We start from the raw sequence: 15,996 nt of genomic DNA, 5'->3' as shown, positions 1-15,996 counted from the left end.
CCAATCCTATCAAAGGAATCCTGCCAAATCAGCAGGGGTAACTGCCGAATTTAGGATTATAGAACCGGTCACGGCCAGTTGCGCTCAGAACCTGGGTATCATCCAAATGTGAAATATAGAGATCACCTCCATACTTTGCTAAGGTGAATATCCAAACCCGTCACAGGACCCTCCACCATGACTCTCCTGAGCATCATCACCTTCCTCATCATTGGCGGCATTGCGGGCTGGCTGGCGGGACTACTGATCAAGGGACGCGGCTTTGGGATCATCGGAGATATCATCGTTGGTATCATCGGCGCGTTCATCGGTGGCTTCGTACTCATCTTCTTCGGCCTGGCAGGTCTTTTCGGGGCGGGTATTATCAGCGCCATCGTTGTGGCTTTCATCGGCGCGGTCATCCTTCTGAGCATCATCAAGCTCGTCAAAAGGATATGAACTTAGCCAGATGAATGCTATGGCTGTTCTGGTTGGCGGGGGCGGCATCGCCCTGCCGCATAAGCGCAGCGCGTATTGAGCGGACAGGTATCACAGCGCGGACGAGGCCGACAGTAATCCTTGCCCAAAGAGACCAGCAGGGCATGCAGCGCATTACGTACCGCTGCGTCGCCCGGCACCAGCTCCGCCTCGATGGCAGCCTGCACCTCGGTATAGGACAGATGATCGCCTAACAGACCCACACGACCACCAATCCGGCGGGTGTAAGTGTCCACCACCATAACCGGCAGACCCAGGGCATAGAGCAGAATGGAATCTGCGGTTTCCTCACCGACACCATGGACCGCCAGCAAATCTCGCCGCAGTGCCGGAACGGCCGCCTGCCGGGCGATCTGTTCCGGCACCGCGCCCACACCCTGCGCCTCCAGAAACTGGCACAACGCCAGCAGGCGTTTGGTCTTTATCCGATAAAATCCGGATGGCCGGAGCAGTTCAGCCAGATCACTTTCCGGTAGAGCCAAAATGACGGCCACGCTCAGGGCATCCGCCGCCCGCAGATTGGCAATCGCTTTTTCGACATTGCGCCAGGCGGTATTCTGGGTCAGGATCGCGCCCACCATGACCTCAAAGGGCGACTGCGCGGGCCACCACTCCTGCGGGCCAAAAGCCTCTTGCAGCGTCCTGAATACGGCTAACCAACCATTTTCCCCACGCATCGATAGGCTCTAATCCCGGACCACCCGACGTCCCTGCCCCGTTCGGCCACGCGATGCCCCCTGTCGGGCTTCTCGCCGACTGTTATTTTTGCGCGGTTCGGACACATCTGTCCCTCGTCCCGCTTTGTCAGGAGGCGGTGTCGCGGGGTTGACCCACTGCACGCTGGCGAGCAAGGCTTCGCGCTCTTCGTCGGGCAATTCGTCAAAGTAACCGGTCTTGAGCAAACGCGGCATTTCCGCCACCCCGTAGCGCACCCGGATCAGGCGACTCACGGTTAGGCCGACTGCCTCGAAGAGTCGTCGCACTTCGCGATTACGCCCCTCGGCCAGAGTGACGTGATACCAGTGATTGAGGCCCTCACCACCGGCTTCCTGCACGGTCGTAAAACGCGCCTCACCGTCTTCCAGCGCCACACCCTGCAACAAACTGGTCTGCTGCTCCGGACTCACCACCCCCATCACCCGGACGGCATATTCCCGTTCGATACCCGCGCGCGGATGCATCAGCGCGTTGGCGAGGTCGCCGTCATTCGTCAGCAGTAACAAGCCTTCGGTGTTGTAGTCGAGACGCCCGACCGCAATCCAGCGGCTACCGCGCAGTCGCGGCAAGCGATCAAAAACCGTGGGCCGGCCCTCGGGGTCGCTGCGGGTAGTGAGTTCCCCCGCCGGCTTGTGATAGCGCAGCACGCGCAGGCGCGGACGCACCCAGGAGGGAATCCGCAATGCCTCCCCGTCAACAGTAATTTTGTCCTGTGCCGTCACCCGATCCCCCAGTTTGGCGGGCTGGCCATTCACCACCACGCGCCCTGCCGCGATCCACGCCTCCATCAGGCGGCGGGATCCCAGGCCAAAACGAGCAAGTACCTTCTGCAATTTTTCGTCCATGTTTCTCCAAAACCTACACAAGCTGCGGCAAATACTTTCCGGATCATATCCCGTCCACGCTTCCGCACCTACAAAAAAAACAACCCCCGCACAAGGCGGGGGTATTTTCACTGATCAACAGAACGATCAGGATACCTTACGATGGGTCTCGTCTTCCTTGAGACGGGTGATACCCATCATCTTAAACAGCACCTTCTCATAAAAAGGCTCGGAGACGCCCATCTTCATCTTGCGGATGAAGTACTTCTCAAAGGCCACCTTGGCCAGATGTACCCAGCGGCCATAGGCAAAGATGTCGACCTTACGGGGTCGCAACTGGGGCAAGGCAATAAACGCTGCACCGCGATCACCCATGTCGGCAAAACACACCGCATTCCAGGTGCCCATGGTCTGCTCACCCTTACGGCCTTCCAAATCCGCCTTGATATTGTGTACCGCCGCCGACACCATGGACTCGATCATATAACCGGTCTTGGGCGCGCCGGTCGGCACCGGGGTCACCTCCACCGGCGGAATCGCGATAGCGATACCCGCCGCAAAGATGTTCGCATACTTCTTGCTGCGCTGATGTTCGTCCACCAGGACAAAACCGCCGGGATTGCACAACCCCTCGACACCTGCCACGGCAGGCACGCCCTTGAAGGCCGGGATCATCATGCCGAACTTGACTGGCAGAACCATTTCTTTGACGGTTTCACCCTTCTCATCCACTTGGGTCACATACATCTTGTTGTCTTCGACCTTGGTGACCTTACAATTGGTGTAGGCCTCAATACCCTCTTCCTTGAGCCCCTTGGTCAGGATACCCGTAGAATCACCCACGCCCTGAATGCCCAGGTGACCAATGTAAGGCTCACTCGTGATAAAGGTGAAGGATGGAATCTTGTCGCGCATGCCCCGCTTTTTGAGGTCTGAGGCAACAATCATGGCATATTCATAAGCGGGACCAAAGCAACTGGCGCCCGCCATAGCGCCCATAACGATAGGGCCTGGCTCGCGTAACAACGCCTGATATTCAGCATAGGCCTTCTCTGCATGATCCACCGTACAAATGGACTGCACCGGACCTTCATGCGGGTTAGAACCTGGCACATTCTCAAAAGCCAGCTTCGGACCGGTAGTAATCAACAGATAGTCGTAATGAACCTTGCTACCATCGGCGAGGGTAATATCCTGCGCTTCGGCATCAATATGTTCGGCGGACTGCGGAATGAAATGTATCCCTTTGCGCTCCACATATGGTCTGATCGGAAAGGCGATGTCGTCGCGCTCTTTCCAGCCTACGCCCACCCACGGGTTGGACGGTACGAACTGGAAGTAATCATTGGCGCTGATCAGCGTCACCTCATGCCCGAAACCCAGGGCTTCTTTCATTTCGTAGGCGGCCGGCATTCCGCCTGTGCCCGCACCCAAAATTACGACATGTGCCATTGCTCGCTCCTCACGTAACTTACTGCGCCAGATTCCAGGTAAGCTACAGTACCTGTCTCCGCTTACCGAGCCCAATTTCAAATTCTGCTTTAGATATTATAGTACACCCCAAATTCGTCAAATCAGATTATTATAACTTTCCCAATATCTTTTTTATCATGTTTCGTTCTGATGCGCTTTTCACATTCCCCAAGTCTCTCCGCCGCCATGACCTTTGGCAATGCTTCCAACGAAGACAGCGAAAAATGCGCCAGGAAATCTGGTGTTGTCACCCAAAGTGCAGGTCGCCCCGGCGTATCCCGGTGCCCGGCGACCGTTATCCAGCCGCGCTCCTGAAGCTGCTGCATGATCTGCGCACTCACTGCAACCCCTCGCCAGTGCTCGATTTCCGGACGCGTTATCGGCTGCTGATAGGCGATCACGGCCAAGGTCTCCAGCATCGCCTTCGATAAAGGTCGTGGTGCCTCCACGTGAAGGCGCGCCAGGAGGGCATTATGACGGGGATGAATCTGCAAACGATAGCCACCGGCGACAGAGACCAGTTGCAGAGGTCCTTCGCCAATGGCTAACAGCATCTCCAGCGCCGCCTCCCATCCTGCGCAGTCGGGATCGTCGTCGAGGAGGGCCGCCAAGTGCTCGCGGGAGAGCGGCTCAGCGCTGGACAGAAACAATGCCAGGAGCGCTTCACGCATCAGGCATCACCAAGCCCATCGACACCAGCCACCGCAACCCGCCAGACCCCCTCTTCGCCTTCGACCAAAGCCAGTGCCTCTTGCCGGAGTAATTCCAATATGGCTAATAGTGACACTGCCAGAGCCAGGCGATCTGCCATGGGCGGCAAGAGCTCGTTAAGAAACCAGGGGCGCGGTTCTCGGCGGCAGTACAGTAGTAGCTCCACCATCCGTTGCCGTAATCCCATACGCGGATTCGTCAGGGTATGGGCGGGAGGTGGCTTGCGCGCGGGGCGCAGAAGCAACTCCTGCCAAGCGTTTACGATATCGATGAAGGCTACCAGCGGTGGTGCCAAAGGCAGATCGGGATGTGGCGCGGGGTAAATCGTCCAGAAATCCCGTCCAGCCTGAGGCAAAGTGTGGAGCGCCTCCGCTTGACTCTGCACTGTAGCCAGAGCCTCCAGGCGGCGCGCCAGTTCCAGACGGGGATCGAAGTCTTCATCCTCCGCTGCGGGCGGCACGGGCAGCAACATGCGTGCCTTGATCTCCGCCAGCCAGGCCGCCATCAACAGATATTCCGCCGCCAGTTCCAGATTGCGGCGACGCGCTTCGCGCAGGTAGTGCAGATACTGCCGGGTCACTTCGGCCACCGGAATATCGCGGATATCCATGCGGTTACGGCGGATCAGCCAGAGCAGCAATTCCAGCGGACCGGAAAAGCTTTCCAGCAACAGTTCCAAGGCATCCGGCGGAATGAAGAGGCCGTCAGGCAGGCCTTCCAGCGGTTGCCCATGAACCTGCATAGGCGCCGCCGACGGGCGGGATTCAGAGATGGCGCTGCTCATGCGCCAGACCCATGGCTGCGCGCACCCGCTCCAGCGTCTGCTCGGCGCGTTGGCGGGCACGCTGGGCGCCCGCATGGGCGATTTCCTGTAGTTGCTCCGGCCGTGCCGCCCAGTACTCCGCCCGCTCACGGATCGGCGCCTGTTCAGCGAGCACCGCTTCAATTACCGGTTGTTTACAATCCAGACAGCCGATACCTGCCGTTGTACAGCCGCTGCGGACCCATGCCTGCGTCTCTGGGCCGGAATAAACCTGATGCAGGGCCCAGACCGGGCATTTTTCGGGCGTACCAGGGTCCGTGCGTGCCACCCGGGCTGGGTCGGTGGGCATGGTACGGATTTTCTTCTGCACCACTTCCGGCGCTTCGCGCAAAGAGATGGTATTCCCGTAGGACTTGCTCATCTTCTGCCCGTCGAGCCCCGGCATTTTTGAGGCCGCCGTCAGCAATGCCTGCGGCTCGCGGAGAATTTCTCGACCCTTGCCCTCCAGGTGGGCCAGGAGTTGCTCGCACATCCCCGCACTGAGTCCCGCCTGCTGCCCCAGGAACGCCGCCGCTTCGGTCACCGCCAGACCGTCACCGTTCTGCTGAAAACGCCGCTGTAAGGAGGTAAAAGTCTTCGCCGCGCGCTTGCCCATGGCCTGCATGCCCTTTTCTACCTGCGCCGCCGCATCGGCATCGCGCCCGTAGAAACTGTTGAAACGCCGTGCAAGCTCCCGGCTGATCTCCAGATGCGCGACCTGGTCTGCCCCCACCGGTACCTTGTGAGCATCATAAAGCAGTATGTCGGCCGTCATCAGCAGCGGGTAACCCAGAAAACCGAAGGTGGCGAGATCTCGCTCCCGCAATTTTTCCTGCTGATCCTTGAAGGTCGGCACGCGCTCCAGCCAGGACAGCGGCGTCAGCATCCCCAGCAGCAGCGCCAGTTCGGCATGCTGTGGCACATGGGATTGGATAAAGAGCACGGACTTGTCCGGGTCTACCCCCACCGCCAGCCACTCAATGAGCAGATCCCAGACCGCCTCACTGATCCCCTGTGTTGTTTCATAATGGGTGGTCAGCGCATGCCAGTCGGCAACAAAGAAATAACACTCCGCCTCATCCTGCAAACGCAGCCAGTTTTTGAGTACGCCGTGATAATGCCCCAGATGCAAACGACCCGTTGGCCGCATGCCGGAAACGATGATCTCTGTCATCACAAACCGCCAATCGTCAGAAAAAAGTTACGCACCAACAGGAAAAGAGGACCCAGGACGGACCACAACACGCCGGTAAACAGCAGTACAATTAGAATGATGAATCCGTAAGGTTCAATCCGGCTCAGGGCAATACTGGCTGACGCCGGCAAAAGCCCCACCGCCACCCGACCACCGTCCAGAGGCGGAATGGGAATCAGATTAAAAATGATCAGGATGACATTGATCATAATGCCCGCCTCACCCATCAACTGCATGGGTTCACCGATATACGCCAGTGCGCCGGGGAGATGGCCGCCCAACCACAGCACCAGCGTCCAGAAAAAAGCCATCAACAAATTGGCGGCCGGCCCGGCGATGGCGACGAGCACCATATCGCGTTTGGGGTCTTTCAGCCCGCCAAAATTGACCGGCACCGGCTTGGCATAACCAAAGAGAAAGGGCGAGTGAAACAGGAGCAGTATGCCCGGCAGTAAAATTGTCCCAAAAGGATCAATATGTTTAATCGGATTCAGCGTTAAGCGACCCATGAGCATGGCGGTAGGATCACCCCGTTTCCAGGCGACCCAGCCATGGGCCACCTCATGCACCGTAATGGCGAACAGCACAGGTATGGCCCAAATGGCCAGGGTTCGGATAAATTGCGTGGCATCAGACATGGATGGAGTATATCAGCGTAATGCCCTACCCGCCTAATGCTGCAAGCGACTAAACGGCAACACTGAGACCGAGCAGCCGCGGGTCACCAGCGCCTTGACGGAGCACACGCGGCGGCCATTGCAAAAGATCCACCACCGTCGAACAGAGCACCCCACCCACACCCGAGAGCAGCACCATATCCACCTGACTCCCCAACACGTCGCAAATTTCATCGGGCTCCGTCAGCGGTGCATTGGCGCCAGGAAGTTGCAGGGTAGAGCTCATCAAGGGCTCTCCCAACTCCGTGAGCAGCATTTCACACAGGGGATTGGCGGGTATGCGCACACCAATACTGCGCTTTTTCGGGTCAGCGAGGCGCCGCGGCACATCTTTGGTCGCTGGTAGAATGAAGGTGTAGGGTCCGGGCAAGGTCTTACGCAGCAGCGCGTAGGCACGATCATCCAACTTGGCATAGTCCGTCACTTGGGAAATGCTGGAAAACAGCAGCGACAGGTCATGCTGCAAATCCAGTTGCCGGATGCGCCGCAGCCGTTCTTGGGACTCTCGTGCCGCCACCATACAACCCAAGGCGTAGCAGGTGTCCGTTGGATAAACCAGCAAACCTCCGGCACGCAGTACCTCAACCGCTTGCGCCAGCAGTCGCGGCTGTGGATTCAGGGGATGCAATTCTACACATAACGCCATGACATCCTCCTTAGGACGCAAGATGGCCTTCAACGGGCAGACACCCCGAGACACGAAATGGATACCGCCACAACTCAAGCGGGAATGATACGTCAGCCACGCCCGGTCCCGCCAGCCTTTCCCCGACCCTCGACGCGCCCCATGACAGACTGACCAAGACAGAGCCCATTGAGAGCGCTGCCACTGAGGAGCGCCCCGGCGCGCCTCCTACCGCTGCCTGCTGGGTCGTGGTGAATTACTGTGCGGACACTGCCCGCAATGTCAGGGGCGAACCCCTTTGTTGCCACAGGGGCACCACAACAAGATGTGCGCTATAATCATCAACCCCACTGACAGAATTTTAAGGAGGCGGCAAATACAATGCCCGCAGATAACGTCCGTCCGACCTGGTCTCAGGCCGATATTCCTTACGCTGCCATTGAAAAGGAAAAGATCATCGGCAACATGGACTGGTTCTATCTATTAGCCAGTGCTTCCTTTGTAGAAACACTGTCTGATCTCTACACCCGTAACCTGGTGGAATACTATCAGGAAAATGTGAGCGCCACCATGTGGTTGCGCCAGGAATGGGAGCTCGAAGAGGTACAACATGGGCGCGCATTGCGCCAATATGTGCTCACCATTTGGCCGGATTTTGATTGGGAACGTGCTTATCAGGGCTTTGTAGACGCTTATGTGCCCTACTGTCGCACCGATTTACTAGGACCCACTCACGCCTTGGAAATGGCTTCACGCTGCGTCGTCGAGACGGGTACGGCCAGCTTCTATACGATGATTCAGGCGGCCAGCCCGGAGCCCGTACTGTGCCAGCTCGCTGCACGCATCCGCGCCGACGAAGTCCATCACTACAAATATTTCTACCAATTTTTTCTGCAATACCAAGCACGCGAGAAAAATTCACGCTGGCGCATTGGCCGTGAACTCTGGAAACGTGTAGCCGAGGTGGATCAGGAAGACAGCTATCTTGCCCTCAAAAATGCTTTTGAAGTAAAAAATCCGGGGCAGCAATTTTCCCTGGAGGATTTCTCGGCATTTCGACAACGCATGAGCAGTTGGATAAGTCGTCACTATCCTTTTGACATGGCGATGAAAATGCTGCTCAAACCGGTCGCCCTACCCCCCATGCTGCAAAAGGCCGTACTCCCCTTACTGACGCGCAGCGCACGGCGCGCCATCATCAATTAACCGCGTCACCGTGGGAGTGCTACCTGCCAGCTCCATCAATCGTCATCGCCCCAGCCACGGTCGTGCTCATGGTGCCAGTAATGCTCATGACGCCGATACCAGCGCGGAGGCGGAGGCGGTGCATAATAGTAAGCCGGTGGAGCGGCATAATAGGTGGGCGCTGGATAGACAACGCCGGGAACGCCGATGGATAAGCGCACTGCCGGGCCACCCCAGCCATCCCGATCCGCAAACGCAGGATTCGACAGCAACAGGATACCCGCACCCAACACTGTCGCCGACAGCAGAAAACGCCATTTACATTTATTAGTGGACATCACTTCCTCCGCATTCTTCTCAATAATGACGGGAGACGGTCACCCGTCGGCTACAGGGACCGTACCGTAACAGACGCATACTGTGGGTGAGGGGCGGCCGAAGATTGATGGGCAGACTCTTCCGGCGTGAGCAGCAGCCAGTCCGCCCGCTCAACATGGCCCACCACCATCTGCGCGTCGCCCACCATTCGCAGGCCGTTGGACACCATCGGCCGGGCAGAGGTAGTCGTTGTTGGATCCAGTGGCGTTATCTCATGCACAAAACCCCCCAAAGCGATGAAAGGTGCGGCAATCAGTGCCGTGAACAGGGCATTATAGATGGGCTTCTTCATAGCTAATTCCTCTACGATGATCATTACACACCCTCACTTAAGCAGTTTTCATGCCATACCACCGAAAAATCAGCGGCGCCAACATGCAGGGAAGCCTGAAACGCCCACCCATAGGGCCACGGCCCCTTTGGTGATCATTCACCGTCAGATACGCCGCTGCAAAAAAGTTTAGCCTCAGGATCAGGGTTCACACCAGGCTGTCGCCATATGCCGACGGCACATTCCCTTCTCGTTATTTTATATCGTGCAAATAACCACCTAGCAACGTGGCCAAGTGACTACAACAAGCAGCATGAACAGAAGCGCTCAGTCATCACCTGTGATAGGATAGCGCTCCACGCAACCCAATGCCCATTTATGGCTCCATAAATGGCTTCAGCAAAGGAGCGGCATGTGATTCAGCGGACGATCATTTTACCGATCAGCATCTGGAATTCTTCAAACAATAGACCTATCTTTTCATATTTATCCTGGTTAGGCACATGCCTTGTCATACTGATCTTTCCGCTGTTGGCACATGCCTCCAGCACGCCGGTGTCACAGGCCAGCGCAGCGCTACAATCGATACACCACGATTTGTCAAAAAATGTCGATTTACAGCAACTTCTGAGCTGGCAAAAAGTCGTAAGCGTGACCAACGACAACGCGCACCGGTGCATAACCGAAAGGAGCAGCAACCTCAGTCAAATAGATAAGGGTCTGGGCATACTGGGACCCGCTGCTGCCGGCGAACCAAAGAATCTCAGTGCATTACGCCTGAAACTACAGGATGAGCAAAAAAATCTCAGCGGAGAACTCGCTACCTGCAAGGTTCTCGCCGTCGCAAGCGCAGATCTAAGCGAGCAAATCAGCAAAAAACGTGATGCACTACATGACGAATTGCTCTTACGCCATGATCACAGCATCTGGAAACAGGCAATTGCCCTTCAATCCGTCCCTGCCGCTACCTGGATTGACGAACAACATTTCTGGCTCGGTCATAATGGACGTTCTATTTTTGCACAACAGAACTTACAGATATCCATAGGAATTGGTGTATTTATATTTGTGTTATTATTTATTTTACGTGCGTCCCTAGCCAAAATAATTTATCACACACTGAACTTACCTGCTGTACAACATAATTTTTATCACTATATACCATTGCTGGCTGGCATCGCTGCCGTTGCAACGGCAACCGATCTCACAGACACTCTTTCGCCCCTCGTTGCCCTCATTTTAGGCACCTGGGGCGGCTACGTCTTTATCTCCATGTTACTCGCATTGGCTCTCAGTCCGTCGGGAGTAGTCAGCCGTCATTCGCCTTGGAAACTGCAAACGCTACGCCCCGCACTGCGAACCTTACGATTCATCGCTGCCTTATCCATATTTGGTCTCACCTGGATCAGCATTTCTCCCAATGATCCATTATCGCCGATAGGGCCGGCCTTTTTTGGATCTATTTTCCACCTGGTACTTCTCGGCGCAGTGTTTTGGCTGGTCTGGCAGACCGAACATCGAAAATATTTCCGTGCCTATCCGCTGCTTAGGATACTCATACTCTTAGCCTTGATCGCTACCGCCATATTCACTACCACCGGTTATCGCAATCTTTCTAACTATCTGTTATTCGGCCTATTAACGTCCATGCTCGCCTTCGGCGTGGGGCTATTTTTTTCCTGGACGCTTGCCGATTTTTGGATACAGACAGCGCAAAAATCCGGGCGCTGGCAACGTCTCCTGCGCCAACGCCTCGGTCTGAAAGAAGATCAACCATTGCCCTGGATAACATGGTTCAGTGCAATGAGTTACACCGCCGTGTGGTTAGGCATAGTGGCTTTTATTTTATATGCCTGGGGTCTGACGCATACCGGATTTACGCTGATCGGGAAATATTTCATCACCGGTTTCTCCATTGGTAGCTTTCATATTCAGCCTTTTCGCTGGGTGATTGCTGTGCTCCTGCTCATGCTGCTGTTCAACATTAACACCCTGATCCAGAAATACCTGTCCGACAACTCCCGGATTATTGGACACTTGGAAAGCGGGGCCCGCCACTCCGTACTGTCCATCGTCAGATATATGGGATTTATCATCGCCGTACTGATTGCGCTTTCCACCGCGGGTGTAGCGCTGCACAATCTTGCCATCATCGCGGGCGCATTATCCGTTGGCATCGGCTTTGGGCTGCAAAATATCGTCAATAATTTTGTGTCTGGCCTGATTCTGCTATTGGAGCGTCCCATTCGTGTTGGTGACTGGATTCAGGTGGGTACCACTCAGGGATATGTGCAGAAGATGAGCATCCGTTACACCCTGATCCTTACTTTTGACCGCACTGAAGTCTTCGTTCCTAATTCTGAACTGATCTCTAGCCAGGTGACCAACTGGATGTACACAAATAGCGTGTTGCGCCTCATGATCCCCTTCAGCATTGCCCATGATGCCGATATCCCGCTGGTAAAGGAGTTGCTGGTAGCGGAAGGTCAAAATCACCCCGACGTATTGCAAGATGATCCGCGCGGCATTCCGCCCACCGCATTATTGCTGGATGTCAGCGAAAATGCACTGCAGTTCTATCTGCGGGTGTATCTGGACGACTGTAACAAGAGTTATAACGTGCAGACTGACCTGCGTGCTTCCGTGGTGGAAAGTCTGCTCCGCCACAACGTAGCACTGGCGCACCAGCAGCAGGACGTCCACATTATTCCCGGCCAGATTTTACCCACGGACGGGAATATGGCTCAGCCGACGGGGGGGCATTAACCATCAGGTTATCGCGATGGATCAGCATCGGTACATCCCCTGTCACTTCGGGATCGTCAGCCAGTTCACCACTTTTTCAGAGTAACAAGTCGTTGATTACCAAATTATCACGATGAATCAGCACATCTTCCAACACCTCAGGATCATCCGCCAGTTCATGACTCTGTTTCCGGCAGCAGCGGGCGGCGACCGGCGCGTCGAGATTGATCAAACCGCGAGCGATGTCCCGCCCCAGCGGATCTTTGCAAACGACCAAATCGCCCCGCCGGAATGCACCTTCCACCGCGATAACTCCCACCGGCAGTAAGCTGCTTCCCTCCTCCAAAATCGCCCGGGCCGCTCCCTGATCCAGATGCAGCACTCCGTGGCTGCGCAGATGCCCGGCGAGCCAGCGCTTCCGCGCAGCCAGCCTAGGTAAGCGGGCATGAACGAAGGTACCGATCGCTTCCCCTTGCTGCAAGCGCGGCAAGACTTCCGGGCTGCGTCCATCCGCAATGATCGTCGATGTACCAGAACGCGCGGCACGTGCTGCAGCACGCACCTTGGCCAGCATACCGCCCGTTCCCACCCGGGATCCACCTCCCCCGGCAATGCGCTCCAGCATCGGATCACCTGCACCAACCTCCGTCAGGAGTGTTGCTTCGGGATGACTGCGCGGATCAGCGTCAAACAGTCCCGCCTGATCGGTAAGAATGACCAGGATATCGGCATCCAGCAGATTGCTCACCAGTGCAGCCAGGGTGTCGTTGTCGCCCAGATTGATCGCACTGTAAGAAACCACATCATTTTCGTTGATGATGGGCAGCACATTCATGTCCAGCAGCGTACGTAACGTGGAGCGTGCATTCAGGTAGCGCCGGCGGGTACGAAGATCATCGTGAGTCAACAGCACTTGACCACAGTATAAACGGTCATTCTCGGGCTGCGCGCATTCCTGCAGCATCTTCTCATAGGTATGTATCAGGGCGGATTGACCGACGCTGGCCGCCGCTTGTCGGGCTTTGAGTGAAACAGGCCGGTCTGTCCAGCCCAGACGTTGCATTCCAGCGCTTACCGATCCGGAGGACACCAGTACCACTTCCACACCGCGCTGATGCAACTGCAGAATTTGCTGCATCCAAGCGTGTATTGCGGTGGTATCCAGATGCTGGCCGTCGTTCGTCAGCAGGCTGCTGCCAATTTTAATCACCCAACGCTTCGCATCCGTTTGCAGATTTGAACGATTCGACCATCGGTTAGGTGCTGTTGCCCGTTTTTTCCCGATGCGATCCGTCATGCATCCCTCCTGTTCACCGAATAGATCTGTGATTGAAAAAAGTAAGCCCATGCCGGTAGCACTGTCACCCATTACATGCTTACATGCTGCTCACGGCGCATCTGCTTCCCGCTTTCTAAAATGCTGCATGTACGCTCTCATGGTGCTATCCGCCACCGCCTGATGAATGGCCACGTAAAATATCAGCAGGCTCAACACGGCCACGGCCGCCATGCCGGAAAAAAATCCAAGCACCCCTGTTCCGCCCAGAACCGCCGGACTCAGCCAGCTGATCCCCCACAAACCTAGAAAATAGGGAATAATCCACCACATATACTGCCACCCCATTGCGGACCATCTGCCTTTCCGCCAGATGCCGGTGAGGGCATAAAGGATTAGCAAGGCGAACAAAGTGCCGAAAATGAAATTCAGGGTATTCAGACCCGACCAGAACACGATCCAGCTTGCCACGACGAAGGTGAGCGGTGCGATAACTGGTGCTGCCCACAAGCGAAAAGGGCGCTCCAGATCAGGCATCGCGCGACGCAACTGAATCAGGGCAACGGGACCGATGACATAGGACAGTACCGTCATAGAAGCGATGTAACCCACCATTTTCTGCCAGGAGGGAAACGGAAAAAAGAATACCGCACCGACAGCGTACAGCAAAATCAGGCTGGCCCAGGGAACCCCATGCCGATTGATGCGTGCCACCCACTTGGGCGCTGCTCCGGTATCGGCGGTCGCCAGGGTAACCCGGGCTGCGGTGGTGGTATAAATCAATGCGGCTCCGCCCGGTGACACAAACGCATCGACGTACAGGAGCACAGCCAGCCAGCCGGCCCCCACCGCAGCGGCAAGGGCGGCAAAAGGACCGTTGATTCCGGAAAAATGGAGGTGTTGCCAGCCTCCCGCCGCCAAATCGGCAGGATGTATCGCACCAATAAAAGCTATCTGTAAAGCGATATAAATTCCCGATGCAATCAAGACGGAGCCGATAACGGCAATCGGTACATCCCGTTTCGGGTTTTTACTTTCTCCGGCCAGGTCGATAGCATGACGAAAACCCAGCAGGCTGAAAATCACACCGCCGGTGGCCACGGCAACGAACATCCCGTGAAAATCGGCCGTGGCATTCTGTGCATGCACCACGAAATTACCTGGGTGCCACGAAGTGGCGAGCAACACCCCAATCGTCAGCACGGGAATCGAAATTTTCCACCAGGTAGCGCCATTGTTGATTTTCAACACCCAGCGCACCACCAGAAAATTGATGGCAACAAAGAAGGCCAGCAACACCAGCGCGACAGCGAAACCTTTGACGCTGAGCAGGTCGGAATGCTGCTGCAGCAATCCCGGCAGGTAATTATTAGCGTAGGTCAGTATGGCCGTAACTTCGATGGGCGCGATGGTGGCGTAAGAGAGAAAGAGAATCCAGCTCCACATATGACCAACGATCGGGCCGTTTCCCACATGGGCCAGATGAACCACTGCACCCGCTCGGGGAATCAGCGGACCAAGTTCGGCAAAAACCAATGCCAGCAAAAGGATAGCGAAGGCGCCGATCATCCATGAACCGACCGCGTAGGGGCCTGCCTGCTGCGCGGTATATAGTGGTCCGAACAACCACCCTGAGCCAATTGAAGCACCCACACAGGCGAGTATAAGGCCTTGCAGAGAACCTTCTCGCCGCAGCCTGTTTTTTATATTCTGGAGCTTTATGGATGCCATGATTTCTCCCAAAATGTGGTGAATATCACGGTGCAGAATGACCAAGGAATTGCGCGTTACAGCCACACCGAATGTTTTTAATATGTATTACTGATAAATATTTATGTTTTTTATTATCACATTTCGCAACAAAAATGTCAACACTATTTATTTAACGTACAAAATAATTAGCGTATTTCACATAAAAAATAATGCGAGGAACCCGTAAAATGGCGTGACGTGAAGCAGCATATACTGCGGGAAAGCGCTACGGAAGACGCACATAGTCGAAAAGCGGGAACAAGGGACTTTTCATAAAAGATAACGGCAACTCAGGTGCAAAGAAACGCCCAATTGCCGCCATATATACATACTTACCGCCTGGTCATTCCCACTCGATTATCAACAATCACAGAAATATTTTTCACAACAAATACTTACGAATACGCCACTGATCGATGCCATGTGAAATACCACGCTCAGATCATGAGAGTGAACATGGCTTGCCCTGGCGGCGGCTGATCGCCTTGGCCAGCGTCTCGCCGGGCTGCCAGCCGAACAGTTCGCGGATGCTCGCTGTTCGCGCAAGGCCCGGCGCCCCGAACACGTAACCGGCGGCGATCAGCTCGGCCACCACGTCCTCGGTGATGAAGAACGGCTCGGCCTGATTACCTTGGTGCAGTTTTATCATGCCCTGTCCTCCTGTCACGGTCGGCAATATGGCGCCACCCACTTAGTGCCTCAGTAGGATCTTGAACTTCCCTTGATCGGTCACTCTCCCAGCTTTTGGAAGGTGACTGAGTGTGGTCAGCCAAATTGATGGTTCTCTGGTCAACTTATTTGAGGGGCGGCCGGCGGCATAAAAAAGCCACACCGCCCGATTTTGTGAACGGGGCGGCATGGCTCGGAGCGAGCGATTTCTCAGCTCAG

Annotated in this window: 16 protein-coding genes; 3 read left to right on the top strand and 13 right to left on the bottom strand. The window is 55.7% G+C overall.

Annotated elements, in window-relative coordinates; translation table 11 throughout:
- The first annotated feature begins 177 nt into the window (after positions 1–177).
- The gene (locus tag Q0C48_RS14505; protein WP_291525576.1) at positions 178–438 is read left to right on the top strand and encodes a GlsB/YeaQ/YmgE family stress response membrane protein; all 261 of its coding nucleotides are present in this window, start codon (positions 178–180) and stop codon (positions 436–438) included.
- 17 nt (positions 439–455) lie between these two features.
- Here the strand turns inward: Q0C48_RS14505 and Q0C48_RS14500 are convergent, their stop codons facing one another.
- The 8 genes from Q0C48_RS14500 to Q0C48_RS14465 form a co-directional block, all read right to left on the bottom strand.
- Positions 456–1,154: an endonuclease gene (locus Q0C48_RS14500; RefSeq protein WP_291525574.1), complete on the bottom strand. Its 699-nt coding sequence runs from the start codon at positions 1,152–1,154 to the stop codon at positions 456–458.
- Positions 1,155–1,163: 9 nt separating this feature from the next.
- Positions 1,164–2,039 (bottom strand): 23S rRNA pseudouridine(2605) synthase RluB, encoded by an 876-nt coding sequence (gene rluB / locus Q0C48_RS14495; RefSeq protein ID WP_291525572.1) that lies wholly within the window; start codon positions 2,037–2,039, stop codon positions 1,164–1,166.
- A 126-nt stretch (positions 2,040–2,165) separates the two neighbouring features.
- Positions 2,166–3,470 carry a sulfide:quinone oxidoreductase gene (locus tag Q0C48_RS14490; RefSeq protein WP_291525570.1) on the bottom strand — a complete coding sequence of 435 codons (1,305 nt, stop codon included), beginning with the start codon at positions 3,468–3,470 and terminating at the stop codon, positions 2,166–2,168.
- A 122-nt stretch (positions 3,471–3,592) separates the two neighbouring features.
- Positions 3,593–4,162: an SMC-Scp complex subunit ScpB gene (gene scpB / locus Q0C48_RS14485; protein WP_291525568.1), complete on the bottom strand. Its 570-nt coding sequence runs from the start codon at positions 4,160–4,162 to the stop codon at positions 3,593–3,595.
- Positions 4,162–4,986 carry a ScpA family protein gene (locus tag Q0C48_RS14480; RefSeq protein ID WP_291525566.1) on the bottom strand — a complete coding sequence of 275 codons (825 nt, stop codon included), beginning with the start codon at positions 4,984–4,986 and terminating at the stop codon, positions 4,162–4,164. The genes scpB and Q0C48_RS14480 overlap by 1 nt, the downstream gene beginning before the upstream one ends.
- Positions 4,967–6,178 (bottom strand): tryptophan--tRNA ligase, encoded by a 1,212-nt coding sequence (locus tag Q0C48_RS14475; RefSeq protein ID WP_291525565.1) that lies wholly within the window; start codon positions 6,176–6,178, stop codon positions 4,967–4,969. Before Q0C48_RS14475 ends, Q0C48_RS14480 begins: the two co-directional genes overlap by 20 nt.
- On the bottom strand, positions 6,178–6,837 hold the full coding sequence (locus Q0C48_RS14470) for a site-2 protease family protein (RefSeq protein WP_291525563.1): 660 nt from the start codon (positions 6,835–6,837) through the stop codon (positions 6,178–6,180). Before Q0C48_RS14470 ends, Q0C48_RS14475 begins: the two co-directional genes overlap by 1 nt.
- 49 nt (positions 6,838–6,886) lie before the next feature.
- Complete coding sequence (locus tag Q0C48_RS14465; protein ID WP_291525561.1) at positions 6,887–7,522, bottom strand: L-threonylcarbamoyladenylate synthase; 636 nt, start codon at positions 7,520–7,522, stop codon at positions 6,887–6,889.
- Positions 7,523–7,882: 360 nt separating this feature from the next.
- Here Q0C48_RS14465 and Q0C48_RS14460 point away from each other — a divergent pair, with 360 nt between their 5' ends.
- Positions 7,883–8,707 (top strand): ferritin-like domain-containing protein, encoded by an 825-nt coding sequence (locus Q0C48_RS14460; RefSeq protein WP_291525559.1) that lies wholly within the window; start codon positions 7,883–7,885, stop codon positions 8,705–8,707.
- Between the two features lie 35 nt (positions 8,708–8,742).
- Here the strand turns inward: Q0C48_RS14460 and Q0C48_RS14455 are convergent, their stop codons facing one another.
- Positions 8,743–9,024 (bottom strand): hypothetical protein, encoded by a 282-nt coding sequence (locus Q0C48_RS14455; RefSeq protein WP_291525557.1) that lies wholly within the window; start codon positions 9,022–9,024, stop codon positions 8,743–8,745.
- A 50-nt stretch (positions 9,025–9,074) separates the two neighbouring features.
- Positions 9,075–9,356, bottom strand: coding sequence for a hypothetical protein (locus tag Q0C48_RS14450; protein ID WP_291525555.1), 282 nt, complete (start codon positions 9,354–9,356; stop codon positions 9,075–9,077).
- A 393-nt stretch (positions 9,357–9,749) separates the two neighbouring features.
- On the opposite strand from Q0C48_RS14450, the gene Q0C48_RS14445 reads away from it, so the two are divergent.
- Positions 9,750–12,101: a mechanosensitive ion channel domain-containing protein gene (locus Q0C48_RS14445; protein WP_291525554.1), complete on the top strand. Its 2,352-nt coding sequence runs from the start codon at positions 9,750–9,752 to the stop codon at positions 12,099–12,101.
- A 76-nt stretch (positions 12,102–12,177) separates the two neighbouring features.
- On the opposite strand, the gene proB is transcribed toward Q0C48_RS14445, so the two are convergent.
- The 3 genes from proB to Q0C48_RS14430 form a co-directional block, all read right to left on the bottom strand.
- Complete coding sequence (gene proB / locus Q0C48_RS14440; protein ID WP_291525553.1) at positions 12,178–13,377, bottom strand: glutamate 5-kinase; 1,200 nt, start codon at positions 13,375–13,377, stop codon at positions 12,178–12,180.
- Between the two features lie 90 nt (positions 13,378–13,467).
- Positions 13,468–15,087: an APC family permease gene (locus Q0C48_RS14435; RefSeq protein ID WP_291525552.1), complete on the bottom strand. Its 1,620-nt coding sequence runs from the start codon at positions 15,085–15,087 to the stop codon at positions 13,468–13,470.
- Positions 15,088–15,550: 463 nt separating this feature from the next.
- Complete coding sequence (locus Q0C48_RS14430) at positions 15,551–15,757, bottom strand: transcriptional regulator (protein ID WP_291525551.1); 207 nt, start codon at positions 15,755–15,757, stop codon at positions 15,551–15,553.
- Positions 15,758–15,996 lie beyond the last annotated feature (239 nt).

It is taken from the genome of Acidithiobacillus sp. (assembly GCF_023255755.1).
Taxonomy (GTDB): domain Bacteria; phylum Pseudomonadota; class Gammaproteobacteria; order Acidithiobacillales; family Acidithiobacillaceae; genus Acidithiobacillus.
The sequence above is the reverse complement of the archived record's forward strand: the minus strand, read 5'-3'. Positions and strand labels throughout refer to the sequence as shown.

Coding starts and splice junctions, on each gene's coding strand:
- Q0C48_RS14475 (WP_291525565.1), bottom strand. CDS start 6,178: ATGACAGAGATCATCGTTTCCGGCATGCGGCCAACGGGTCGTTTGCAT.
- Q0C48_RS14470 (WP_291525563.1), bottom strand. CDS start 6,837: ATGTCTGATGCCACGCAATTTATCCGAACCCTGGCCATTTGGGCCATA.
- Q0C48_RS14500 (WP_291525574.1), bottom strand. CDS start 1,154: ATGCGTGGGGAAAATGGTTGGTTAGCCGTATTCAGGACGCTGCAAGAG.
- Q0C48_RS14430 (WP_291525551.1), bottom strand. CDS start 15,757: ATGATAAAACTGCACCAAGGTAATCAGGCCGAGCCGTTCTTCATCACC.
- Q0C48_RS14505 (WP_291525576.1), top strand. CDS start 178: ATGACTCTCCTGAGCATCATCACCTTCCTCATCATTGGCGGCATTGCG.
- proB (WP_291525553.1), bottom strand. CDS start 13,377: ATGACGGATCGCATCGGGAAAAAACGGGCAACAGCACCTAACCGATGG.
- Q0C48_RS14490 (WP_291525570.1), bottom strand. CDS start 3,470: ATGGCACATGTCGTAATTTTGGGTGCGGGCACAGGCGGAATGCCGGCC.
- Q0C48_RS14450 (WP_291525555.1), bottom strand. CDS start 9,356: ATGAAGAAGCCCATCTATAATGCCCTGTTCACGGCACTGATTGCCGCA.
- Q0C48_RS14435 (WP_291525552.1), bottom strand. CDS start 15,087: ATGGCATCCATAAAGCTCCAGAATATAAAAAACAGGCTGCGGCGAGAA.
- Q0C48_RS14480 (WP_291525566.1), bottom strand. CDS start 4,986: ATGAGCAGCGCCATCTCTGAATCCCGCCCGTCGGCGGCGCCTATGCAG.
- Q0C48_RS14455 (WP_291525557.1), bottom strand. CDS start 9,024: ATGTCCACTAATAAATGTAAATGGCGTTTTCTGCTGTCGGCGACAGTG.
- Q0C48_RS14460 (WP_291525559.1), top strand. CDS start 7,883: ATGCCCGCAGATAACGTCCGTCCGACCTGGTCTCAGGCCGATATTCCT.
- rluB (WP_291525572.1), bottom strand. CDS start 2,039: ATGGACGAAAAATTGCAGAAGGTACTTGCTCGTTTTGGCCTGGGATCC.
- Q0C48_RS14465 (WP_291525561.1), bottom strand. CDS start 7,522: ATGGCGTTATGTGTAGAATTGCATCCCCTGAATCCACAGCCGCGACTG.
- scpB (WP_291525568.1), bottom strand. CDS start 4,162: ATGCGTGAAGCGCTCCTGGCATTGTTTCTGTCCAGCGCTGAGCCGCTC.